We start from the raw sequence: 25,361 nt of genomic DNA on the forward strand, positions 1-25,361 counted from the left end.
AACCTTGAGTGTCTTTAACTGTTCAAGGCAAAAATAAATATTTAAATTTTAATAAAATGAAAAAATTAAGTTTAAAAAACCTGAAATTAGAAGAAGGCTCTATGCTTAAAACGAACCAACTTAAAACTATCTTTGGTGGTTATGTTGGTTACAGTACCCCTGGTGAGGTTCGGATTTGTGAAACAGATGCTCATTGCGATCAAGGTGAGTATTGTCATGAGCCAATAAATGTAGAACCAGGTCAAGATAATAAATTTTGCTGGGCTTACTAACTAACTTCTAAGAAGTATTGCTTTAAAGAGGCTATTTAAATAATTAAAAAGCCTCTTTTTAATATTACTTTCAGGTAAATATTACTTAAACAAAGAAAAGACGCTTTTCTAAGAGAAGTAAATAACTCACTAGAGTATGCTTTGATAAGCTCTAAACCTTCATCTTTTATATAAATGAATCAAAAAAATAGGGGGTTATATCTGGTATAAAGCAATAAGGTTTAAAATAAATAAAAATAAAGTGGTATATAAATTTAGAATTGAAGCATGGTATGCATCTCAAATACTTGTACCGTTTGAACCTGTAGAATTCAATAATTTACCAGGTTTAATATTAGAATTGAAAGATACTTATTAACAGATTAATGTTTTAAAATTATTTTGAAAAAACCTTTTCCTTTTTACAAACAACCAGATGGTAAAGACTGTGGTCCTACTTGTTTGCGAATTATAGCAAAGCACTATGGTAAATTAATTTCATTGCAAGATGTAAGAGATTTATCAGAGACTACAAGAGCAGGAAGTAATCTTTTAAAACTTAGTGATGCATCAGAAGCCATCGGGTTTAAATCGTTGGGTGTTAAGTTAGATTTCAATAAGCTTAAAGAAGCTCCTTTACCTCTTATTGTACATTGGAACAAAAACCATTTTGTGGTCGTCTATAAAATAAAAAAAGATGTGGTATATATATCGGACCCTTCTTATGGTTTGATTACCTATCCCAAAGCCGAGTTTATTCCCCGTTGGATGGGGAATAATGCTACAGAGGATACCAAAGAAGGAATTGCATTGTTGTTAGAAGTTACTCCTAAATTTAAAGAATTGGACTGGGAAGAGACCGACAAAAAGTCGTTTCGTTTTCTGTTTCAATATTTGTTTAAATACAAAAATCTGTTGTTGCAATTGGTTATAGGTTTGTTGGTAGGAAGTATGCTCCAATTAATCTTTCCTTTTTTAACCCAAAGTATTGTAGATGTTGGGATCCAAAACCAAGATATTGATTTTATCTATATGGTTTTAATTGCTCAAATCATGTTGTTTTTGGGACAAACCAGTGTCGGTATTTTTAGAAGTTGGATTTTATTGCACCTAAGTACTCGAATTAATATTTCGTTAGTCTCTGATTTTTTTATAAAATTGATGAATCTTCCCATTGCATATTTCGATTCTAGAATGACAGGAGATATCATGCAACGAATTAACGATCACAGTCGTATAGAAAGTTTATTAACAGGGTCTACATTAAACACCCTGTTTTCCATGGTGAATTTATTTGTTTTTGGAGCAGTTCTTCTTTATTACAGCACCTCTATTTTTTTCATATTTGCTATTGGAAGCATCGTTTATGTTCTGTGGATTTTATTCTTTTTAAAACGTAGAAAAGAATTGGATTACAAACGTTTTTCTCAAATGAGTCAAGAGCAAAGTACCGTTATAGAGCTTATTAATGGGATGCAAGAAATAAAAATGAACAATGCAGAAAAACAAAAACGTTGGAAATGGGAATACGTCCAAGCTCGTTTGTTTAAAGTTTCCATGCAAAGTTTGACATTGGAACAAACTCAAGGAGTCGGTTCTTCATTTATAAACCAAGCTAAAAATATTCTCATAACTTTTACTTCAGCGTTGTTGGTTATCGAAGGGAATATCACATTGGGTATGATGTTATCCATTCAATATATTATTGGGCAGTTAAACGGTCCTATTGGGCAATTGGTGAGTTTCGTACAAATCATACAAGATGCTAAAATAAGTTTAGAACGCCTAGGAGAAATACATGATAAAGAAGATGAAGAAAGTAAACAGAAACATTTAATTTCTGACATAAAACCCGATCAGGATTTAAAACTCAAGAATGCTACCTATAGATACATGGGGAATGACGAAAATGTTATTAAGGGAATTAGTATGCAAATTCCTTCCAATAAAATTACCGCTATAGTTGGAGCTAGTGGGAGTGGTAAAACCACCTTAATGAAAATTCTTTTAAAATTTTATAATATCGAAAAAGGAAATATTATGTATGGCGAGCATTATTTAAAAGCACTATCATACAAAGCGTGGCGTGCCAATTGCGGCGTGGTGATGCAAGAAGGCTATGTGTTTAACGATACCATTGCCTATAACATTGCTGTAGGCGAAGATATCATAGACGAAGAACGTTTAATACAAGCTACAAAAGTGGCTAACATTTATGATTTTATACAATCTCTCCCTTTGGGTTTTAACACTAAAATAGGGAATGAAGGCGTAGGTGTAAGTACCGGGCAAAAACAGCGTTTATTTATTGCTAGGGCTGTTTATAAAAATCCTAATTTGTTGTTTTTTGATGAAGCAACGTCTGCTTTAGATGCGAAAAATGAACGTATCATCATGGAGAATTTAAATAAGTTCTTTAAAGATAAAACAGTTGTTATTATTGCTCATCGTTTAAGTACTGTTAAAAATGCAGATCAAATTATAGTTCTTGATGATGGCAAGATAAAAGAATCTGGTAAGCACAGAGAATTGATAGAACAACGAGGATTCTATTACAATTTAGTAAAAAATCAATTAGAATTAGAAAAATTAAGTAGCGAGACAGCAGATGCCTAAAAAAGAAAAACAAGATAATTTAAATTTAAGATCAGAAGAAGTTCAAGAAATTTTGACCAACCCACCTATATGGATTGTACGTTGGGGTATCACACTGATTTTTATGTTCACATGTATTATTTTGACGCTATCTTTTATAATTAAATACCCAGATTTTGTAACGGCAAAAATATTGGTTACCACTAAACAACCAGCAGAAAAAATAATCTCTAGATATTCAGGACAATTAGACAAAGTTTTTATAAAGAATAGAGATACGGTTAAAGCCGATCAAAAATTAGCGATTATAAAAAATACAGCCAGTTTTGAAGATGTTTATTTGTTAAAAGAAATTACAGATACCATTCCTTTAAATTTAAAAAACTTTCAATTTCCTTTTGAAAAAACATCTCACCTTATATTAGGCGATATAAGTGCAGCCTATCTAGGTTTTGAAAAAAGTTATACAGATTACTTTTTGCTAAAAGATTTAGATCCTTATACGAATCAATTAGGCGGAAATAAAGCCTCGTTACAAGAAATAAAGAATAGACTTCGAAATCAGATTACTCAAAAAAAACTTTTAGAACAGGAATTTGTTTTAAAACAAACAGACTTAGATAGAAATAAACATTTATTTAAAAAAGGGGTAATTTCCGAGCAAACTTATGAGTCCAAACAGTTAGAATTTATACAGATGCAAAAAAGCATAAGTTCGATGGCTATTTCTATATCTCAAATGAGAGAAGCTATTTCATCTGCTAACAGAACTTTAAAGAGTACACATATAAGCGAACAAGAGGACAACACGCGATTTCTAAATAATTTAAGTCAATCTTATGATTTACTTAAAGAAGCCATTAGAAAGTGGGAATATGATTATGTGTTGAAATCTTCTATAAATGGTGTTATTAGTTTTCAAGATTATTGGGGGGTTAATCAATTTGTTAACTCAGGAAATATTGTTTTTTCTATTTTGCCTACAGATACTTCCAATCTAGTTGGTAAGTTGGTAATTCCTGCCCAAAATGCTGGTAAAGTAAGTATAGGACAGAAAGTATTTATAAAATTAGATAATTATCCTTATCAACAGTACGGGATGCTTATTGGTAAAGTAATGAATTTCTCCATATCCCCTAATAATGAAGGTAACTATACGGTTTTTATTTCCTTACCTAAAGGGACAAAAACATCTTATAATAAAACCTTTAAGTTTACTCAAGAGCTTCTTGGTAATGCCGAAATTATTACAGAAAACCTAAGTGTTGCCGAACGGATGTTCTATAAGTTTAGAGAGGTTATAACTTATAATTGATTCAATGTATGATTAAAAATAAAATGATTTGGTTTTTTGGATTATCAGGAGCTGGTAAAACGACTCTAGCTAAAGAAGTTTTGCAAGAGTATAAAGAAAGAAATATACCAACAATTCTATTGGATGGAGATGTTTTAAGAAATGGAATAAATAAAAACTTGGGATTTAGTAAAGATGATAGGTCTGAAAACGTTAGAAGAATTGCAGAAATATGCAAATTAATGCTTCAGGCTAATGTTGTTCCTATTGTTGCCGCAATAACACCTTATGAATCAGATAGAACAGCTGTTGAAAACATAATTGGTAAAAACAATATTTTGTTAGTACATGTAAAGTGTCCAATTAACATCTGTGAAGAAAGAGACCCGAAAGGATTATATGCTTTGGCTCGAAAAGGAAAAATAAAAAACTTCACAGGTATTTCGGATGCATATGAAGAAACAAAAATGGCATCAATAACAATTGATACAGAAAAGAATAATATTAATAATTCTATTAGCAAGCTTTTGAACTTTTTATCAACCACAACCCTAATTAATATATGAGACTTAAAAAAGATGAAAAAGTAGAGTCCCCTTTTTTCGGTAATTATTATTGTATGATCCCAAATACAAATTATGCATTTGTTGTAATTAGCAAGAATGCTTGCACTTTTTTGAAAAAGGTAGCCATTTATAACAATGAAAAAAAATGGACTCCAGATATTCCCAATGTGTGGGAGGCGCATCGAAAAGTTGGTTCTTACCCTAAACGATCAGAGTATTTATTTACTGCTAAACAACTTAAAAAGATTGAAAAACAGCAGAATAAAAAAATACACAAGTTTGCTGTTTGGAGAGACCCAATCGATAGGGTTATTTCAACCTACAAACTATTTGTCCTAGAAAGAGAATATAGAGCCTATTTTTCAATTCTAAATTTATACGAAGATGATTCTTTTAGTAGGTTCATGGAGTTTATAGAGTTTGAATTAAAAAAATCTGATCCATTGCACATTGATGAACATATTAGAAAACAAGTTGACTATTATAGCATGAAGCATATTGATGACGTGGTTCATATAAATGATTTGTACAGCTATCTTGAAGCTCACAAAATCTCATTTATTAAAGAAGTTTCAAATAAAACGAAAGTAAATTTTAAAATTAAAAATATTGATTATCTAAATAAAATAAAAGCGTTTTACAAAGAAGATTATCTTATAAAAACAACATGGAGAACCTAAATTAAAACCTCACAACAAACAAGTTTTATGAAAACAATCATCCAAATTTTTGAATAATAATAACGTGGAAAATAATAATAAAGTACTTTTTATATGTGGACTACATAGAAGTGGTACCTCCATTTTGAGTGATATTGTTTCAAACTCAGAAAATATAAGTTCATTTAAAAATACTGGGGTTCCAGAAAATGAAGGACAGCACCTACAGTCTGTTTTTAAAGCGGCGCATGCATATGGAGGGCCTGGTAAATTTGCTTTTGATAAAAATGCTAGATTAACAGAAAGGAGCGCTTTAATAACTAATAAAAATAAAGATATTCTTTTTCGAGAATGGTCAAATTACTGGGATTTAACTAAAGAGGTTTTATTAGAAAAATCTCCTCCTAATATAATACGAACCAGATTTCTTCAAGAAATTTTTCCTAACGCATATTTTATTACAATCATTAGAAACCCTATTGTTGTTTCCCTTTCTACACAAAAATGGTCTAGAACATCTATTGAGAGTCTTTTGGAACATTGGATTAAAGCACATGAAATTTACTTTAATGATAGATTACTTCTAACAAATAGTATGTTGATCAGTTATGAAGAGCTAATTAAAAATCCAAAAAAAGTTTTAAGAAACATCAATGATTTTGCAGGAGTAGAGATTGATTATAAAAATCAGCTTTTGAATAAAAATTCAGAATATTTAGCCAAATGGAATTCGAATTATTTAATAAAGGATGACCAAGAAAAACTAATAAAAAAATATGAAGAGAAAATCAACTTTTTTGGATATAGCTTAGTAGATATAAATAGATTTCCAACTATGGACAACTTAAATAATAAATAAAAGCAAATCACAAAAAAGCATAGATAAATTTGAAATTATCGATACATAATATTGCACAGCTTTTATTAATTAATTCTGAAGTATTTAAAAGTAATGGCTTAAATGGCAAAATGCCACTCGTATACTTTTTTTTTAATTATGGAGCTAAATATTCAAAACAACAGTATTCAGAACTAGCTTTTGAAATTCTAGAAGATGTATTGATGGAAGAGTTATCTGCCATTGAAAAACATACGGGCGAAGCTAATTCTAAAATAGCAAGTATAGGTTGGTCTTTGATACAATTTATTGAAAACGGCTATTTTGAATCTGATGATTTAGAGGATATTTTAGAACTCATAGATAATTCAGCACAGGCAGATTTTGAAATTTTAATAGAAAAGGATATAGATATTAATAATTTAAGTGATTTCATTATTCATGGACATTATATATTGGAAAGAGTCAAATTGTTAAAAAACAACAACCCCTTTTTGTTAAAATTAAATGAAGCCCTGCAAAGTGTTTTATTAAAGTTGGATGAAAATTATAACTTGATTATTAATAGTGGTTATTTAAATCACTTACTATATATAGATTTTTTAAAAAAGAGTAAACCAGATAGTTATAAAGAATTTAATCATATTAAAGCGCCTAAAGTAAAAGAAACTAAAGAAAATACTTTTTCGTCTCTTATAAATAATAAATCATACGAAGTGGGAATTATTTTTAATGAACTATACTTCCGCGATACAGAGTTGTATAAAAAAAACAAGTTAATAGTATTAAAACAAATAGAAAATGATATAAATAAACTAATGAAAAGTTTGCTAAATAAAACTAATGATTATAGCCTACTATTCTCCAAATTAATAATACAAGCTATTTTTTTATGCAGAGATAATGAGTCGAAGGATCAAAATCTTTTTTTGCTGGGGTTATTTAATAATCTAAAATAACAATTTTCAATATTTGAATTGTATGAAAAAGAAAAGAATTTTTATTGTAAATCAGGCAGATGACTCTCAAAAATATGGTGTTGGCAAATATATAGATGAAATACTAGAAGAAGCTAAAGTGAGGAATAAATATTTTGATCTAGTTTCTGTTTTTATCGGTGAATCTAATAGCATTACTGTTGAGAAGAATGAAATAACTAATATTACCTATTTAAAAATTCCTAAACCAATTTTTCATAAAGAAAAAATTCAAAGTTTATCTTATCTGTACTCAAAAGCTGTATTTATCATATTACATGAGTTTTATAAATTTAATAAAAACGATGTATTTCATTTTAATAGTAATATGCAATATTTTTTAATGAACTGTATTAAAGAACACACTAATGCTAAAATAATATATACCATTCACGTCTCATTATGGAAAACACACTATAATAATAACTTTAATAAATTTATTTCAGAATTTAAAGACCCAAAAGAAGACTCTTTTCATAAAAAGAATATACAAGCAGAAATTAAAAATTGTGAGCTTTCAGATCAAGTTATATGTTTATCTGAAACTATGAAGAAGGATGTTTTTGAAATTTATAAAATTCCTAAACATAAAGTTCACAAAATTCCTAATGGAATAAGAGAACAAAAATTTAATACTAATGATAGTTATGAAATCAAACAGATTAGAAAAGAATTACAGATTACTAAAAAAGACTTTATTTTCCTTTATTTAGGGCGGTTAAATGCTCAAAAAGGAGTTGTCCAGCTTATTGAAGTTTTTAAGAGTGTTTTGCAAGAGGGGTGCGAAAATGCAAAACTGCTTATAGTTGGTGGAGGAGAGATGAAAGAAGATCTAATAAAAGCATGTTGTGGTTTTGATCAAAAAATAATTTTTATAGGATATGTACAACCTTTTAGAGTTAAACTATATTACAAACTTGCAAATGCATTAATCTTTCCTTCTTTAAATGAACAGAGTAGTTACGTTATGTTAGAAGCCATGTCTTATAAAGTGCCTATGATTGTAACTGAGTCAGATATTTTTAAAATGCTTAAAAATGAATATTCCTGTTTAAAAATTGAGTTAAATGAAAAAAAAGGACTAGATAGAGATTCTTTTAAAGAAAAGATAAAAATTATCATACAGAATAAGGAACTAAGGGATGGTATAATTAAAAATGCATACAATTTATATATTGAAAAGTATTCCTCTAAAATGATGTTTGATAAAACTTATTTGCAAAAGGTTAATTAAAATGGTTTTGGAAGAATAGATTATATCATTGAAATACAAACGAACAAAAATGATTTACGGGAAGTCTTACTACCGTTAACTTGGGATGATATTCAAGAGCATTAATGAAAAAACCCTTGAAAATCATCTGATAATCAAGGGTTTATAAACTTTAAAAGTGGTACCTCCAGGAATCGAACCAGGGACACAAGGATTTTCAGTCCTTTGCTCTACCAACTGAGCTAAGGTACCTCGCCAAAGCGGTTGCAAATATATATTCATTTTTATTATTACCCAAACGAAATTCATAAAAAATCACTCAACTTTATTTATTTTTAATCAAAATAGCTTTAATACCAATTAAACCTAAAAGCGACGCATATAATTTGTTTACCCAATCAAGTTGAGTACAGGTCTTTTTTACTTATAATTCTTTAAAAAACATGTGCTCAGTTTGACTGGGTATAGAACCATAGCTTTGGCTATGCTTAGGTTTTTTGATTCATCTAAGAAAAAAAATTTCAAAATTATTTATGCATCATTTTGAAGTTCAATTGGTATAACTGATTTGTAATTAATATTATATGTTAAATGAATAATTATTTGGCACTCGTTTTGTAAATTTAAACTTTTTAAAAAGAAGGATGAATTTAATAATAGATGTAGGGAATTCTTTTGTGAAACTTGCTGTTTTTGAGGGAGGTACGCTTAATCACAAAGAAGTTGTGAAGCTAAATCTTGTTTTAGAAGGTATCAATAGTTTAAAAGAGAAGTACACTTCAATAAAAAAGGCAATTATTTCTTCGGTTGGAAAACTAAATAAAGCAGATATTAAGGCAATTAGTAAATCTTTCGATGTTATGATTTTAGATGCCAATGTAAAATTACCGTTTAAAAACCTTTACACGACACCAAATACTTTAGGAGTAGATAGAATCGCATTAGTATGTGCCTCAGTTGAACAATTTCCAAATAATAATGTGCTTATTATTGATGCAGGCACCTGTGTTACTTATGATTTTGTAACAGCAAAGAATGAATATATGGGAGGGGCCATTTCTCCAGGGCTTAGAATGCGTTATAAATCATTAAATAATTTAACTGTAAATTTGCCGTTATTAGAATCAGAAATCCCAAAAAATATCATTGGAAATTCGACAAATGGGTCTATACATTCTGGAGTGGTATATGGTATTTTAAAGGAAATTGAAGGCATTATTGATGAATATCATCGAAAATATTCAGATTTAACAGTAATTTTAACAGGAGGCGACGCTAATTTTTTGTCAAAACAATTAAAAAGTAGCATATTTGCCAATTCTAATTTTCTTTTAGAGGGATTGAACTATATTTTACAATTTAACTCAAACGAATGATAAAAAAACTTGTATTAGTTTTTATTGCAGTTTTTGCAATTCACAGTTACGGCCAAGAAGGAACGGCTTCTCCTTATTCTTTTTATGGTATTGGAAGTCTTAAATTTAAAGGCACCGTAGAAAATAGAAGTATGGGTGGTTTAAGTATTTATAGCGATAGTATTCATATTAATTTGCGTAATCCTGCTTCTTATGCAGGAAAAAATATACAATTTTTTAATAATGAAAGTAGGCCTATAAAGTTTACGGTAGGAGGAAGTTATTCCAGTATAAACTTAAAAAGTGATTCTGGAACAGATAATACGTCATCGACTACTTTTGATTACCTAGCTTTATCTATACCAATGGGTAAATTTGGCTTTGGTTTTGGATTATTACCGTATACATCAGTTGGGTACAAGTTAGAGTCTTTAAACAGTAACGGGGATGTTGAAAATAGATTTAGAGGGCAAGGTGGCCTTAACAAAGCATTTTTTAGTTTAGGATACCAAATAATGGATGGGTTAAGTGTTGGTGTTGATGCTCAATATAACTTTGGAAATATTCAAAATAGTACGGTTGAATACTTATATGATAGTGATGGCACTCAGCTTCAGTATCAGTCGCGGGAAAATAACAGATCTGATTTAAGTGGTTTAAACTTTAGTTTGGGGTTATCTTATAAAAAGATGATAACTGAGAGTTTAGAGCTTTCTTCTGGCTTAACGTATACACCAGAAAGTGATTTAGTATCTAAAAACGTAAGATCATTTTCTGCTATAACAACTAATACATCCGGCCAAGAGTTTGAAGTTCCTGGTAGTAGAATAGAAACTGATTTAGAAGCTCTAGGGTTGTTAGAAACTGATTTGGTGTTGCCATCGAAGTTTTCGATAGGGGCTGGGATAGGAAAGCCAAGAAATTGGTTTGTTGGTGCTGAATACAGCTCTCAAAAGACTAGTGATTTTTCAAATGAATTATATAGTAGTACAAGTGTTTCTACAACATATGAAGATGCTTCAACTTTTTCTTTAGGAGGATTCTATATTCCGCAATATAATTCTTATACTAGTTACTTTAAAAGGGTTGTTTATAGAGCAGGAATACGCTATGAAAAAACAGGATTAAATATAAATAACGAATCAATAAATGAGTTTGGCATATCTTTTGGAGTAGGATTACCAGTAGGGAATCTTTTTTCTAACGCGAATTTAGGTTTTGAAGTCGGTAAACGAGGAACAACCAATAGTTCTTTAATTCAAGAGGATTTTGTTAATTTCCGAATAAGTTTATCTCTAAACGATAGATGGTTTCAGAAAAGAAAGTATGACTAACAGCATAAAATTATAATTATGAAAACAAAAACTACATTATTATTCACATTATTATTTGTTGGCTTAAATATAGGTTTTGCACAACAAGATGAAGAGTGTATGACTAAGCTTTCTATTTTTCATGAGTATGTGAAAGCTAAAAATTATGATGCAGCTTATGAGCCGTGGATGGTAGTACGAAATAAATGTCCAAAATTTAATAATGCCATTTATATTGATGGTGAGAAAATTTTAAACCATAAAATTAAAAAGGCATCAGCTGTAGATAAAATAAATTATATTAATGATTTATTAAAATTATGGGAAGAAAGAACGATACATTTTGCAAGTAAGACCAAAAAAGGGGAGTATGCTGCTAAAGCGTGTCAATTGATGTATGACAATAGAAAAATATTAAATAAAACAGATGAAGAGCTTTACGAGTGCTATGATGCTGCTTTTAAATTGGATAGAGCCACTTTTACTCATCCTAAAAGTTTATACACGTATTTTTCTTTAATGGTTGATTTGTATGATGCAAAAAAGAAACCGGCTAAAGATTTATTTAATAAGTATGACGATGTTGTAGAGAAAGTTGAAGAGGAAGTAAAAAACTATTCAGAAAAACTTAATAAGCTTATTGAAAAAGAAGATGCCGGTACTGAATTAACTAAAAAAGATGGTAAGTATAAAAAGTTTTATGAAAGTTATTTGAAAAATTACGACCTAATTTCTGGAAGTATTGACCAAAAACTAGGAGATAGAGCTAATTGTGAAAATTTAATTCCTTTATATAAGAAAGATTTTGAAGAGAATAAAAATAATGCAGTTTGGTTGCAAAGAGCAGCAGGAAAAATGTCTGAAAAGGAATGTACAGGTGATCCATTATTCTTTCAATTGGTTAATGCATACCATGAGTTAAGCCCATCGGCTAATTCTGCTTATTACTTAGGGATATTAAAAGACAAGCAGAAAAAATCTAATGAAGCTATTAAGTTTTACGAGCAAGCCATTCGTTTAGAAACAGATAACTTTAAAAAAGCAAAACTATATAATAGAATAGCTTTAAAACTAAAAGCAAAACGTAGTTATGGCAAAGCCAGAAATTATTTCAGACAAGCATTAAAGTTAAACCCATCAAACGGCCGTCCATATTTATCAATAGCTGCTATGTATGCTGCTAGTGCAAATAACTGCGGAACTACTAACTTTGATAAAAGAGCTGTATATTGGTTAGCTGCAGACGAAGCAAGAAAAGCGGCGCGTGTAGATCCTACACAAAAGAAAAATTCTGCTAAATCGGTTGCTAATTATTTGGCAAAAGCACCACAAAAAGCTGAGATTTTTAGTTCAGGTAGATCTGGGCAAGTCATAAAAATAGCTTGTTGGATTGGGGCTTCGGTTACAGTGCCAAAAATTTAATGAACAAAGCACGTACATATAATATATTGAACATAGTCACAGTAATTATTACTGTGACTATGTTTTTTTCATGTAATGACAATTTTAATCAGGTACAAAAAATTGGTGTTTCGGAAAATGAACCTATTGGAATTGCTGAAAATATTAATTTAAAATATACAGACTCAGGTAGAGTGACAGCAAATCTTTTAAGCGCTAAAATGTTTGATTATTCGAATAGTGACTTTCCTTTTAACGAATTTACAGGGGGGATTACATTATATGTGTTCGATAAGGAAAATAAAAAAAGTACTGTGGTTTCAGATTATGCGATAGTATATGATAAGACCGACCTTATAGATTTGCAGGGACATGTTGTTATTACCACGCATGATGGAAATGTTTTAAAGACAGAACAGTTATATTATGACCAAAAAAGAGAATGGTTGTTTACTAATGTTCCCGTAGCGTTTACAACAAAACAAGATGTTATTAATGGCAACGGTTTTGACTCTAATTCAAAATTTACAAATGCCGAAGTACTAGAGGTAACTGGAATTATTTCGCTTGACGATTAACGTTCTCTTACCAGAATTTCTTTTTCGATTTTACTATCTTTGTTTAATTAATTAACGATTCATAATCTATGAAATATTCTAAGATTTTTCAATACGCCTATATCGTATTTGCAGCTTTGTTTATATACGATGCTATTGCAAAATATATAAATACAGGTGAAATTGTATATCCTTCAATATTGCTAGCAGCCTTGGCAATTTTTATGTTTTTCTTTAGAAGCCGATTTAGCAAAAAGTTTGAAAATAAAGATAACTCAAAATAAATGAGCATTTATGCTATTATTATAATTGCATCATTAATTCTTTCTGCCTTTTTCTCAGGTATGGAGATTGCTTATGTGTCTTCAAATAAAATTCATATTGAAATTGAAAAAAAACAAGCAGGTATATTTGCTAAAGTTTTAAGAAAACTTACTGCTAAACCTTCAAAGTTTATAGCCACCATGCTTATAGGTAATAATATAGCATTGGTTATATATGGGTTTTTTATGGGAGACTTGTTGGTAAATTGGTTTCAAACGATACTACCGACATCATATGGTTTTTTAAACTATATGTTAACCGATTTAAACTTACTAACACAAACCGTAATATCTACAATTATTATTTTAATAACTGCAGAGTTTTTGCCTAAAGTATTTTTTCAAATTTACTCGAACACATTAATTAAAATCTTGGCAATTCCAGCCTATGTGTTCTATGTCTTATTCTCTTTTATATCAGATTTTGTTATTTGGATATCAGATTTTGTGCTTAAATATTTTTTTAAAACAGAAGGCGATCAAATACAATTAGCGTTTACAAAAGTAGAACTTGGTAATTATATAAGCGAACAAATGGAATCTGTTGAAGCACACGAGGAAGTTGATACAGAAATTCAAATTTTTCAAAATGCACTTGAATTTTCCGAAGTAAAAGCAAGAGAAGTCATGGTACCTCGTACCGAAATTATAGCTGTAGAAATTAATGATTCTATTAAATCGCTTAACACGCTATTTACCGAAACAGGATGTACTAAAATATTGGTCTACAAAGAAACTATGGATGATATTTTGGGATATGTGCACTCTTTTGAATTATTTAAAAAACCCAAGGATATTAAGTCCATGATGCTACCTGTTGAATTTGTACCTGAAACAGTACTTATAAAAGATGTATTGGGCGTGCTTACAAAAAAACGAAGAAGTATTGCGATTGTTTTAGATGAATATGGAGGCACATCGGGTATTATGACTGTTGAAGATATTGTTGAAGAACTGTTTGGTGAAATTGAAGATGAGCACGATACAGTAGATTTAATCGAAGAAGTTGTAGATGATGTTACGCATAAGTTTTCTGCACGTTTAGAGGTTGATTATATTAACGAAACTTATAAAATAAATTTACCTGAAAGTGAAAATTACGAAACACTTGGAGGTCTTATTGTTAATCATACCGAAGAGATTCCAGCTCAAAATGATATTGTAAAAATTGAGGCGTTTCAATTTACAATTTTAGAAGTATCAAATACTAAAATTGATATGGTAGAACTTAAACGTTTAGAAGAAGATTGATTTGAAAAGAATCGTTCAAAGCTATCTACTGGAGTTTCATTTATAGTGTCTTTCCTATTAAAGTGAAAATCTGGAAGTTTAATACAATTAATGCACCTTTCTGCTTTTATTATTAAATAGAAAATGGTATTTTCGCGCACGATATTTTGTCAATTATATCATTTCTATTTTGAAATCACCGTAAAAGAAAATGATGATTTTTTATTTATTTAAAATAGAAAACTAAAGCATAGCCTTAGCTATGGTTTCTTTTTATATTGAAGAAGAAAGGAAAAAAGGCGTTTTATTACGGTAATTTTAATGTGGAAATGATATTATAGTTATATTGACAACTAACTTAACAAGCTAAACCCTAGCAAGGGGTTTTAAAAATTTAAATTACAAATGGCAGTTTTAAATAAGATTAGACAACGCTCACTATTTTTAATATTAATAATAGCAATGGCGTTATTTTCTTTTGTATTAGCAGATTTATTTAAAAACAGTGATGCACTTACTTCAAAATCACAAAATATTGTTGCTACTATAAATGGTAAAGATATTACACGTGAAGATTTCATGCAAAAAGTAGAAGCTGCACAAAGACAAGCTGGACCAAATGCGACAAATACTCAAGTAATGAATAGAGTATGGGAGCAGGAAGTTAGAAAAGCGATCATGCAAACTCAATATGATGAGTTAGGTATTTCTGTTGAAAAAGATCAAATGAGAGATTTGTTAAAAACATCTTTGGCTACAAGTCCTGAGTTTTTAAACGAGGCAGGTCTTTTTGATGAGAATAAATTAAACGAATACATTGCCAATTTAAAAGAAACTTCTCAACAAGCTTATGCTAGCTGGATTAATTACGAAAAATCTGTTGCGGCAAGTGGACTACAACAGAATTATTTTAATTTAGTTAAAGCCGGTTTAACAGGTACTTTAGCTGAGGGCGAATTAGAACATAAATTAGAAGGTAATAAAGTTGATATCAAGTTTGTTCAAGTAGCTTATGCAGCTATTAAAGACAGTTTAGTTGAAGTTTCTAAATCTGATATTTCTAACTATATCAATAAAAATAAAAAAGAATACGAAGTTGATGCATCTAGAGATATTAAATTTATACAATTTAATGAAGTAGCATCTGTTGAAGATGAAAATGCTATTAAAGCAGAACTTAATGTTTATTTAAATGGCAGGTTTGTTGATGAGACTGGGAGAAAGGATACCATAGTTGCTTTTTCTAAAGTTAAGGATAACGAAGATTATATTAACACAAATTCAGATACTAAATTCGACAATCGCTTTGTGTTTAAGTCAGGATTGCCAACAGCTGTTGCAGATACTATTTATAATCTTGAAGTAGGAGGTGTTTACGGACCATATAAAGATAATGGTCATTTTAAAATATCTAAAGTAGTTGCTGTTAAACAAATTCCGGATTCAGTAAAAGTAAGGCACATTTTAATTCCTTTTATAGGATCTCAAAGTGCGGCTCCTGAGGTTACACAAACTGAAGCAGAAGCAAAAGTAACTGCCGATAGTTTATTAACGGTTATTAAATCTAATCGTTCTAAATTTCCAGAGTTAGTAAAGGAATTTTCTTCAGACAAAGGAAGTGTAGAAAAAGAAGGCCGTTACGATTGGCATCCTTATAACACCATGGTTTCGGAATTTAATGATTTTGAGTTTGAAGGTAAAACGGGAGATTTAGGTGTTGTTAAAACAGTTTTTGGATTTCACATTATAGAAATTGAAGGTCAGACAGATAAAATCAAAGCAGTACAAGTAGGAACCATAACTAGAAAGATAGAGCCATCTGAAGCAACGACTGCAAAAGTATTTAGAGATGCCTCAAACTTTGAAATTAAAGCAAGAGAAGGAGATTTTGAAGCATTAGCAAAAGAAGGGAGTTATACTGTACGTCCTGTAAACGGTATTAAAGTTTTAGATGAGAGTATTCCGGGTGTTGGAAATCAAAGACCCATTGTGCGTTGGGCTTTTGAAGAAGATTTAGAAATTGGAGCTGTTAAACGTTTTAATATTCCTAATGGTTATGTGATTGCGCAGTTAGTTGCCCAGCACGAAGAAGGCTTAATGTCTGTTGAAGATGCTACAGCTAAAGTATTGCCTCTTGTTAGAAAAGAAAAGAAGGCTAAAATGATTAGAGATAGAGTATCTGCTAAAACGCTTGAAGATTTAGCAACTGCTGAAAATACAACCGTGAGATCTGCATCTGCAATAAACATGAAAAGCCCAACTATTTCGGGAGCAGGAAGAGAGCCTTTAGTTGTTGGAACTGCTTTTGGACTAAATGAAGGAGAAACGTCAAAATTAATTGATGGAGAAAACGGTGTTTACATGATTCAAGTTACTAAAGTAACGCCAGCTGTAGAACTTGATAGTTACCAAGCTGCTGCAAATAGGGTAGAGCAACAAAAGATAAATGTTGTTAACTCGAAACTGTATAATGCTTTAAAAGAAGCTGCAGAAATTGAAGATAACAGAGCAAAAACGCAAGTTCAATAAGAACTAAGAAATAAAGTTTAAAAAAGGTCTCGTTTTACGAGGCCTTTTTTGTTTTTTACAAACCTTTTTTTTGGGTAATAGCTTGAATTTAAATCATTTATGATTATTGTTGTTGTATGCGAAAGTTAATTAGGTGTCACCTTGAGCGCAGTCGAAAGGTCTTTAAGCCGTAAGTAATGATGAGGTTTTGACTTAACCTGTCATGATTGCTTCGCTCAGTATAAGTTAAAACCGAAAGGCTCGACCAGATTAGATATGATTAATATGTTGAATAGAATAGATTAAAATGAAAATCTACTCAGGATTATAATACCATATCCGTATAACGAATTACAGTTTCAAAACCTTTTTGATTGAAATAAAGACTTGGGTTTTCTTTAGAAGTGGCTAAGATAAAATCACCTCCCCAAGCGCCAAGGCTTTTAATACTCCCTTTAAAATCGTTAAATAAAAGTGTTTTAATTGCTTTCTGCTTAGTTAGTTTGGATATTATTTCTTCGTGTTGTATTAATAAGGTTTCAAAATCTTCTAAAGAGTTAGAGGTCATTATTTGTGAAGTGATATTGTTAATGTCCTCAATAACAGTTTTTAAATGCGCTTTATTGGCATTATAATGTTTAATACCTTCTCTGCTATTTTGTTTTTTATTCAAATACACAAAATATAAATGATCTTTAAAAGGAGGATTGAAGTCTATGGGTTTACCGAATGGTCTACCATGTATTAATTGATAAGTAATAGGAGTGTTATGCTGCGCGCATGCAATATCATAACCACTACCCCCAAAAGTCATTTCTAATAACTTATATGCATCAACACCTGCCCATTGTGCTATATTATTTATTAATGTAGAAGAAGTCCCTAATCCCCAATGTCGAGGGAAGTCCAATTTAGTAGTAATTCTGAACCCGTTTTTAGTGTTTAAAAAATTAGGATTAAGTCGTTTTGCTGCATTTAAAATTTGAATAAGCCTTTCAGAAACGGTATTGTCATTTCGAACCTTTCGGCTTCGCTCAAGATAAACTCCGTGAGAAATCTCATTATTTGTAATTTTAAAAGTTGTTTCAAACCAAACGGTCTCATTGTCATCTAAACTTGTCCACCCAAGTATAGGTTCGGTAATGATTTCAATTTGCATAGATTGTCCGTATTTTGTTGGAACAGCTAATGAAAGTGCACCGTCAAGAACTGTATATTCCCCAGTAAGTAAAAGTTTTCCGTTACTGTAGTAAGACTTCATTTAATTTTTTACTCTTAGCTTATTAATCGCTTCAACAACCGCACTGTGGGTTACAACGTTTGTTTTGAAATATTCAGTTATCGTTTGCTTCTCCTCATTGTTAGCTTCAAACTGATTAAGAATATTCATTAAATGCATTTTCATATGGCCTTGTTGAATGCCAGTAGTGGTAAGTGAGCGGAGTGCTGCGAAGTTTTGAGCTAAACCAGCTACAGCCACAATTTGCATAAGTTCTTTAGCCGATGGTTTATGTAACAATTCTAATGCTAATTTTACTAAGGGATGTAAGCCTGTAAGTCCGCCAACTGTTCCTAATGCTAATGGAATTTCCATCCAAAAAGTAAATATGCCATTTTCAATTTTAGCATGTGTTAAACTACTATATTTTCCATGTCTAGATGCATATGCATGCACACCGGCTTCCACTGCTCTAAAATCGTTCCCTGTTGCTAAAACAACAGCGTCAATGCCGTTCATAATACCTTTGTTGTGCGTAACGGCACGATAAGGCTCCACTTCGGCGATATTAACAGCTTGTATAAACTTATTAGCAAGAGCTTCACCAGATACAGCATTATTTTCACTTAGATCTTCAACTTTGCAACTTACTTCGACACGTACTAAACAATTAGGAACATAGTTAGATAAAATACTCATAACGATGTCTATTTGCTTTTCTTCCACAGAGAAAGCATCAAACATTAATGCTTCGTTCTTAAAGGTCGTAGCAAACTGTTCTAAGCAAGAATTTATAAAATTGGCACCCATCGCATCAAGCGTTTCAAAAGAAGCATGGAGCTGATAATAATTGTTTATATCATCTGTTTTATCACGTAGCTCAATATCAATAATACCACCACCGCGTTTTTCCATGTTCGCTGTAATAGACTTAGAATCTTGTATAAGCTTAGGCTTTGTTTTACTAAAGAATTGTTTTAATTTTTCAAAATCACCTTTATAAATAAAGTGAACCTGACCAATTTTAGTTGTAGAAATAACACGCGTTTTAAATCCACCTCGCTCTAACCAAAATTTGGCCGCTTTACTGGCCGCTGCTACTACTGAGCTCTCTTCAATAGCCATAGGTATAGTATACAACTTGTCGTTTATTAAAAAATTAGGAGCTACACCAAGCGGTAAATAATAATTGGTTATAGTGTTTTCAATAAATTCGTCATGAAGCTGTTGTAGTTTTTCGTCGGTATTCCAATATTGTTTTAAAATACGTTTCGCATCTTCTGTGTTAGAAAAATAAGTCTCAACAATCCAATCGATTTTTTTAGATTTAGATAGCTTAGAAAAACCAGCAATAGATTTACTCATAAAATGTTAATTTGCAATGCAAAGATACTACTCTTGATACGAATATTGATTACCTTGATTTATGCGAGGTTATTTAAGTGTTAATAATGACGGTTTTTTGCAGAATTTTTAGTAAACTTGACATCATTTTATGAAATAAATATTTTTTTTGATGAAATTCTCAAGATTGTCTTTTTGCATTTGTTTTTTTACAACACTTTTTTTATCAGCTCAAACAAAAGAAATTACCCTCGAATCCATTTGGAATGGTTCCTTTAGAACGGAAAGAATGGACGTTTTGCATTCTATGGCAAACGGACAACAATATTCTGTTTTAAACTTTGATAGACAATCACGAACAACAACTATTGATATTTACGATTATAAAACTTTGAAAAAAGTTAAAACTTTAGTGAATTCAGGTTCACTGGAGGCTGTACAGTTTTTTTCTGATTATACCTTTAGTGGTGATGAAAATAAAGTGATTCTAGCAACCAATGAAACAGCCATTTTTCGTCGTTCTACCTTAGGAAATTATTATGTTTATAATGTAAATGATGGAGCCATAACTTTGATTGACGAAGATAAAATTCAAGAGCCAGCATTTTCACCAGACGGAAATAAGGTTGCTTTTGCAAAAGCTAATAATTTATATGTAAAAGATTTGCAATCTGGTGAGACGACTCAAATAACTTTCGATGGTAAAAAGAATGCTGTAATTAATGGGATTACAGATTGGGTTTACGAAGAAGAGTTTGCGTTTGTTCGTGCTTTCGAGTGGAATGCTGCAAGTAATAAAATAGCATTTATACGATTTGATGAAGCCAATGTGCCAGAATTCTCAATGGATGTTTATGGTGAAGGCCTTTACCAAACGCAACAAGTGTTTAAATATCCAAAAGCCGGGGAAGCAAATTCGACAGTGTCATTACACATTCATGATCTAAACAAGAAAGAAACCAAAGAAGTTAAATTAAACAAAGCCTACAGCGATTTTTATATTCCGCGTATAGAATGGACTAACGATTCGGATATTTTAAGTGCACATTATATGAATAGGCACCAAAACGAATTGGACCTATGGATGATAAACGCCAAAAATAATACATCAAACTTAGTTTTAGCTGAAAAAGATACTGCCTACATAGACGTTACAGATAACCTAACCTTTTTAAAGGACAATAGCTTTATCTGGACCAGTGAAAAAGATGGGTTTAATCATATTTATCATTATGATAAAAATGGGAAACTAATTAATCAAATAACCAAAGGAAATTGGGAAGTCACTAATTATTATGGTTATGATGAAAAGACAAATAAAATTTTCTATCAATCGGTTGAAAATGGTTCCATTAATCGAGATGTATATGCCATTAAATTGAATGGACGCAATAAAACAAGATTAACAAAAAGCGAAGGCACCAATAATGCTTCTTTTAGTGCTGATTTTTCTTATTTCATTAATACCTTTTCAAGTGCTTCTACACCACCAGAATATACTTTAAATAGTGCCGCTTCAGGAAATTTAATTAAAAGTATAAAAGATAATGATGTATTATCACAAAACCTTTCAGACTATAAAACATCTAAGAAAGTATTCAGTACCATTCATGTTAATGGAAATGATCTTAATATGTGGATGATTAAACCAGCTGATTTTGACGCATCAAAGCAATATCCATTATTTATGACTCAATATTCCGGACCAGGTTCGCAATCTGTTTCAAATAGTTGGAATAGCGCGAATGATTATTGGTTTCAGCATTTAGCACAGCAAGGTTATGTTATTGTATGTGTTGATGGTCGTGGAACAGGATTAAAAGGTGCTGCGTTTAAAAAGGTGACTCAAAATGAACTTGGAAAGTACGAAGTAGAAGACCAAATAGCAGCTGCAAAACAATTGGGCGAACTACCATATATTGATGCATCCAGGATAGGAATTTGGGGATGGAGCTATGGTGGTTTTATGAGTAGTAATTGTTTGTTTAAAGGGAATGATGTTTTTAAAATGGCTATTGCAGTGGCGCCTGTAAGTAGTTGGCGTTTTTATGACTCTATCTATACTGAGAGGTATATGACGACCCCTCAGGAAAATGCTAGTGGATATGATGATAATTCTCCTATAAATCATGTCGATAAGTTAAAAGGGGACTTTTTATTAGTTCATGGGTCTGGTGATGATAATGTGCATTTACAAAATACCATGCGTTTAGCAGAAGCATTAATTCAGGCAGATAAGCAATTTGATTGGGCGGTATATCCAGATAAAAACCATGGGATTTACGGTGGTAATACCAGATTGCATTTGTTTAAAAAAATGACACATTTTATCAATGATAAACTTGGTGATAAAATAGAAAAGCAAAAAGAAAACGAAGTAAAAGAAATAAAGATTAAAGGATAAACTAATTATAAATTTATGTCAAATTCAACTACAATAAAGCAAAAGGAATTATTTGGGCACCCAATAGGATTATATGTGCTGTTTTTTACCGAAATGTGGGAACGCTTTTCATACTATGGAATGCGAGCCATATTGGTGCTATATCTAGTAGCACAAACGCAAGCAGAAAATGCAGGATTAGGATGGACAAATGGAGATGCCTTATCGCTTTATGGAACTTATACCATGTTGGTTTATGTTATGTCTATACCTGGAGGATGGATTGCAGATAAATTTTTAGGTCAGAAAAAATCTGTTCTTTATGGAGGCTTACTTCTTGTCGCCGGACATAGTATATTGGCTGTAGAAGAAATGTGGGCATTTTATACAGGTTTAGGTTTAATCATTGCAGGAGTAGGGATGCTAAAGCCAAATATTTCAACCATGGTTGGAGGTTTATATCAGCAAGGAGATATAAGAAGAGATAAAGGATTTACCATTTTTTATATTGGTATTAATGTTGGCGCTTTTTTATCAAGTTTAATTGTTGGTTATGTAGGAGAAGTGCATGGTTGGCATTATGGTTTTGGATTAGCAGGAATAGGTATGGCTTTAGGATTAATACAATATGTTGTGGGGCAAAAACATTTAAAACATGTCGGAAATTTTTTAGGAACTTCTGAAAATAAGGAAGAGAAAGAAGCTATGAAAAAACCTTTAACCAAAATAGAAAAAGATAGAATTGTGGTGCTATTTATATCTTTTTTATTAGTTATTGTATTTTGGGGAGCCTTTGAACAGGCTGGTGGTTTAATGAATATATATGCAAAGGAAAATACCAATAGAATGTTAATGGGATGGGAAGTACCAGCGTCTTGGTTTCAGTCTTTAAATGCTATGTTTATTATCTTTTTAGGAACTTCAGTAGCATTATATTGGGCAAGTAGAAAATTAAAAGGAAAAGTATCTAGCTCTTTATTTAAAATGATAGTTGGGTTAATCATCATGGGTACAGGCTTCTTTTTTATGTCTGCTGCAGCTTCAGAATTTAATAGTACAGGAGCTTCTGCTATGTATTGGTTAGTTTTAGCCTATTTGTTTCATACAGTCGGAGAGTTATGTATTTCACCAGTTGCATTGTCATATATCACAAAACTCGCTCCAGTTAAATATGCGTCGTTAATGATGGGGGTTTATTTTGCAATGACTGGTTTTGGTAATAAGTTAGCTGGGCTTTTGGGAGAATCTGCCGAAGGTTTAGGCGAGTTTACTGTATTTACAGGAATTGCTGTTTTTTGCGTTTTATTTGGAGGCTTAGTTATGGTATTCCGTAAAAAATTAGAAAAACTTACACATGGAGCTGAAGATAATGAACATGTAATTCATGATGAAGCTGAAGGTTTTGAATTAGCAGATGTTTAAAAATATATAAACCCTCTTTTGGAGGGTTTTTTCTTTAACTAACTATTTTTTTTATGAATACAGACATTGAAAACCTATTTAAGGACAAAGTTATTGGACACCCTGCGGGGTTGTTTGTGTTATTCTTTACTGAAATGTGGGAACGCTTTTCATTTTATGGGATGCGTATACTCTTGGTATTATTTTTAACTGCTCCTATTTTGAGCGATAATCCAGGTTGGGAATGGCCCAGAGAGCATGCTTTGGCTTTAATAGGGACTTATGCATCATTATTATATTTAACTCCAATCATAGGGGGGTGGATCGCCGATAAGATTACAGGGTACCGTATAGCAGTGGTTGTAGGCTGTTTAATAATGACACTAGGCCATGCAGCAATGGCATTAGAAACTACGATGACATTTTATTTAGGTTTAGCCTTGTTAGTTATAGGTACAGGCTTTTTTAAACCTAATATTACTTCAATAATCTCTGAAATGTACAAAGGTAAAGAGTCCAAAAAAGATGGGGCTTATACTATTTTTTATATGGGTGTAAATGCAGGTGCTTTTTTTGGAATGATGTTATGTGGTTATTTGGCCGAAAATTATGGGTGGTCATGGGGATTTGGTCTCGCAGGAATATTTATGTTCTTGGGGATGTTACAATTTTGGTTAGCTGGAAGTCTGTTTGGGAATATTGGAGCTAAACCTAGTAAGATTCACGAAGTTGAATTACCTCAAAACATTAATGAAACTAGTCCTGTTGAAAATAAAGAAGAGCTTATTGATGAAAAATTAAATCCATTTACATTATTTGATAAAGTTTTAATTGTTTTATCCTCATTAGGAGGATTACTTTACTTATTCAATGACCCACTAGAAAAGATTGAAGGTACAAGTTTGGCTCCTTTTGAAATAAATGGTCTTAGTGGATCAAACGTAATTGTATTAGGAGCATTGGTTTTGTTTTTAATTTTACTTGTTACCAGAATAGCTAGATATATTCCAATAGTTAGAGATAGAATTATTGCAGTATCTATTTTTGGGTTATTTACTGTATTTTTCTTTGCCTTTTTTGAACAATCATTGGGTTCTATGACTTTGTTTGCAAGAGATTATACTAATAGGAGTTTGGTTGGAAATTCTGCAATGATATTCAAAATTGTTGATGCATTATTAACCACTATTCCGTTAATAATCATCACATGGGTTTTAGTTTTATTATCAAAGAAAACATTTTCAAAAATTGGGTTGTCTAATATAATTTTAGGTATCGCATTTGCTGGAATTTGGTTTTTAGTAATTTTTAGATTGGTTAATAAATTCTCAGAACCCGGAAATGAAATTGAAGCTACATGGTTTGGTATTTTAAATTCGTTCTTTATTATCACATTAGCGCCATTTTTTTCAAGGTGGTGGGAAAGTAAATATAATCCTAGTGCTGCCATGAAATATGGTTTAGGTTTGATTTTGTTAGGACTTGGTTTTGCAATACTTTCTTATGGAGCAACAGATATTCCTTCTGGAGCGAAAACCGCGTCTATTAGTATGGTGTTTTTAATTTTGGCATATCTTTTCCATACCATGGGTGAATTATGTTTATCGCCTGTAGGTTTGTCATATTTGAGTAAATTAGTACCACCTAGAATGATTGGTTTTATGTTTGGAGTTTGGTATTTAGCAATTGCCGTTGGACAAAAAGCTGCCGGAACGATGGGTGGTATGATTGATAAAATTTCTGAACAATACTCATTAGGCACCTTTTTTTTAATATTTACATTGATCCCAATTGGTGTAGGTTTGATTTCTATACTGCTTAATCCAGTATTAAAAAGGCTAATGCATGGCGTCCGTTAGTCGAAAAAATCATTAAATAATATTCAAAATGCTCCTGTTTAGGAGCATTTTTTGTAAGTTCGGTATACGTTTTGC

Annotated in this window: 21 protein-coding genes and 1 tRNA gene; 19 read left to right on the forward strand and 3 right to left on the reverse strand. The window is 31.2% G+C overall.

The window, feature by feature from the left end:
- Window positions 1-56: 56 nt before the first annotated feature.
- From Q4Q47_RS12815 to Q4Q47_RS12855, 9 genes are all read left to right on the forward strand, one after another.
- A complete protein-coding gene (locus tag Q4Q47_RS12815) occupies window positions 57-272 on the forward strand; it encodes a hypothetical protein (RefSeq protein WP_303307049.1) in 216 nt (71 codons plus the stop codon).
- Between the two features lie 241 nt (window positions 273-513).
- The gene (locus tag Q4Q47_RS12820; protein ID WP_303307050.1) at window positions 514-630 is read left to right on the forward strand and encodes a hypothetical protein; all 117 of its coding nucleotides are present in this window, start codon (window positions 514-516) and stop codon (window positions 628-630) included.
- Between the two features lie 23 nt (window positions 631-653).
- Window positions 654-2,867 (forward strand): peptidase domain-containing ABC transporter, encoded by a 2,214-nt coding sequence (locus tag Q4Q47_RS12825; protein ID WP_303307051.1) that lies wholly within the window; start codon window positions 654-656, stop codon window positions 2,865-2,867.
- Window positions 2,860-4,161, forward strand: coding sequence for an HlyD family secretion protein (locus Q4Q47_RS12830; protein ID WP_303307052.1), 1,302 nt, complete (start codon window positions 2,860-2,862; stop codon window positions 4,159-4,161). The genes Q4Q47_RS12825 and Q4Q47_RS12830 overlap by 8 nt, the downstream gene beginning before the upstream one ends.
- A gap of 8 nt (window positions 4,162-4,169) precedes the next feature.
- A complete protein-coding gene (cysC, locus tag Q4Q47_RS12835) occupies window positions 4,170-4,706 on the forward strand; it encodes an adenylyl-sulfate kinase (protein ID WP_303307053.1) in 537 nt (178 codons plus the stop codon).
- Window positions 4,703-5,386: a sulfotransferase family 2 domain-containing protein gene (locus tag Q4Q47_RS12840; RefSeq protein ID WP_303307054.1), complete on the forward strand. Its 684-nt coding sequence runs from the start codon at window positions 4,703-4,705 to the stop codon at window positions 5,384-5,386. Before cysC ends, Q4Q47_RS12840 begins: the two co-directional genes overlap by 4 nt.
- A 64-nt stretch (window positions 5,387-5,450) precedes the next feature.
- Window positions 5,451-6,224, forward strand: a complete 774-nt coding sequence (locus tag Q4Q47_RS12845) for a sulfotransferase family protein (protein WP_303307055.1) — start codon at window positions 5,451-5,453, stop codon at window positions 6,222-6,224.
- Between the two features lie 29 nt (window positions 6,225-6,253).
- Window positions 6,254-7,162: a hypothetical protein gene (locus tag Q4Q47_RS12850; protein WP_303307056.1), complete on the forward strand. Its 909-nt coding sequence runs from the start codon at window positions 6,254-6,256 to the stop codon at window positions 7,160-7,162.
- 22 nt (window positions 7,163-7,184) lie between these two features.
- Complete coding sequence (locus tag Q4Q47_RS12855) at window positions 7,185-8,414, forward strand: glycosyltransferase family 4 protein (RefSeq protein ID WP_303307057.1); 1,230 nt, start codon at window positions 7,185-7,187, stop codon at window positions 8,412-8,414.
- A gap of 158 nt (window positions 8,415-8,572) precedes the next feature.
- Here the strand turns inward: Q4Q47_RS12855 and Q4Q47_RS12860 are convergent.
- Window positions 8,573-8,645 (reverse strand) — tRNA-Phe (locus tag Q4Q47_RS12860).
- Between the two features lie 392 nt (window positions 8,646-9,037).
- Here Q4Q47_RS12860 and Q4Q47_RS12865 point away from each other — a divergent pair.
- The 7 genes from Q4Q47_RS12865 to Q4Q47_RS12895 all read left to right on the forward strand — a co-directional run bounded on the left by Q4Q47_RS12865 (window position 9,038) and on the right by Q4Q47_RS12895 (window position 17,101).
- Window positions 9,038-9,769, forward strand: coding sequence for a type III pantothenate kinase (locus tag Q4Q47_RS12865; RefSeq protein ID WP_303307058.1), 732 nt, complete (start codon window positions 9,038-9,040; stop codon window positions 9,767-9,769).
- Window positions 9,766-11,082, forward strand: coding sequence for a hypothetical protein (locus Q4Q47_RS12870; RefSeq protein WP_303307059.1), 1,317 nt, complete (start codon window positions 9,766-9,768; stop codon window positions 11,080-11,082). Before Q4Q47_RS12865 ends, Q4Q47_RS12870 begins: the two co-directional genes overlap by 4 nt.
- A gap of 18 nt (window positions 11,083-11,100) precedes the next feature.
- Window positions 11,101-12,483 (forward strand): hypothetical protein, encoded by a 1,383-nt coding sequence (locus tag Q4Q47_RS12875; protein ID WP_303307060.1) that lies wholly within the window; start codon window positions 11,101-11,103, stop codon window positions 12,481-12,483.
- On the forward strand, window positions 12,483-13,040 hold the full coding sequence (lptC, locus tag Q4Q47_RS12880) for an LPS export ABC transporter periplasmic protein LptC (RefSeq protein WP_303307061.1): 558 nt from the start codon (window positions 12,483-12,485) through the stop codon (window positions 13,038-13,040). The genes Q4Q47_RS12875 and lptC overlap by 1 nt, the downstream gene beginning before the upstream one ends.
- Before the next feature lie 68 nt (window positions 13,041-13,108).
- Window positions 13,109-13,303 (forward strand): hypothetical protein, encoded by a 195-nt coding sequence (locus Q4Q47_RS12885; protein ID WP_303307062.1) that lies wholly within the window; start codon window positions 13,109-13,111, stop codon window positions 13,301-13,303.
- Window positions 13,304-14,593 carry a hemolysin family protein gene (locus Q4Q47_RS12890; RefSeq protein ID WP_303307063.1) on the forward strand — a complete coding sequence of 430 codons (1,290 nt, stop codon included), beginning with the start codon at window positions 13,304-13,306 and terminating at the stop codon, window positions 14,591-14,593.
- Between the two features lie 384 nt (window positions 14,594-14,977).
- Window positions 14,978-17,101: a peptidylprolyl isomerase gene (locus Q4Q47_RS12895; protein WP_303307064.1), complete on the forward strand. Its 2,124-nt coding sequence runs from the start codon at window positions 14,978-14,980 to the stop codon at window positions 17,099-17,101.
- Window positions 17,102-17,405: 304 nt separating this feature from the next.
- Here Q4Q47_RS12895 and Q4Q47_RS12900 read toward each other — a convergent pair whose 3' ends face one another.
- Entirely contained in the window at window positions 17,406-18,341 is a 936-nt protein-coding gene (locus Q4Q47_RS12900) for a GYDIA family GHMP kinase (protein WP_303307065.1), read from the reverse strand.
- A complete protein-coding gene (locus Q4Q47_RS12905) occupies window positions 18,342-19,664 on the reverse strand; it encodes a hydroxymethylglutaryl-CoA reductase, degradative (protein WP_303307066.1) in 1,323 nt (440 codons plus the stop codon).
- A gap of 151 nt (window positions 19,665-19,815) precedes the next feature.
- Here Q4Q47_RS12905 and Q4Q47_RS12910 point away from each other — a divergent pair, with 151 nt between their 5' ends.
- The 3 genes from Q4Q47_RS12910 to Q4Q47_RS12920 are packed head-to-tail and all read left to right on the forward strand — an operon-like array spanning window position 19,816 to window position 25,286.
- The gene (locus Q4Q47_RS12910; RefSeq protein WP_303307067.1) at window positions 19,816-22,047 is read left to right on the forward strand and encodes a S9 family peptidase; all 2,232 of its coding nucleotides are present in this window, start codon (window positions 19,816-19,818) and stop codon (window positions 22,045-22,047) included.
- A 15-nt stretch (window positions 22,048-22,062) separates the two neighbouring features.
- The gene (locus Q4Q47_RS12915) at window positions 22,063-23,448 is read left to right on the forward strand and encodes a peptide MFS transporter (RefSeq protein ID WP_303307068.1); all 1,386 of its coding nucleotides are present in this window, start codon (window positions 22,063-22,065) and stop codon (window positions 23,446-23,448) included.
- A 53-nt stretch (window positions 23,449-23,501) separates the two neighbouring features.
- Window positions 23,502-25,286 (forward strand): peptide MFS transporter, encoded by a 1,785-nt coding sequence (locus Q4Q47_RS12920; protein WP_303307069.1) that lies wholly within the window; start codon window positions 23,502-23,504, stop codon window positions 25,284-25,286.
- The last annotated feature ends 75 nt before the right edge of the window (window positions 25,287-25,361 follow it).

The organism is Flavivirga spongiicola (assembly GCF_030540825.1).
GTDB lineage: Bacteria > Bacteroidota > Bacteroidia > Flavobacteriales > Flavobacteriaceae > Flavivirga > Flavivirga spongiicola.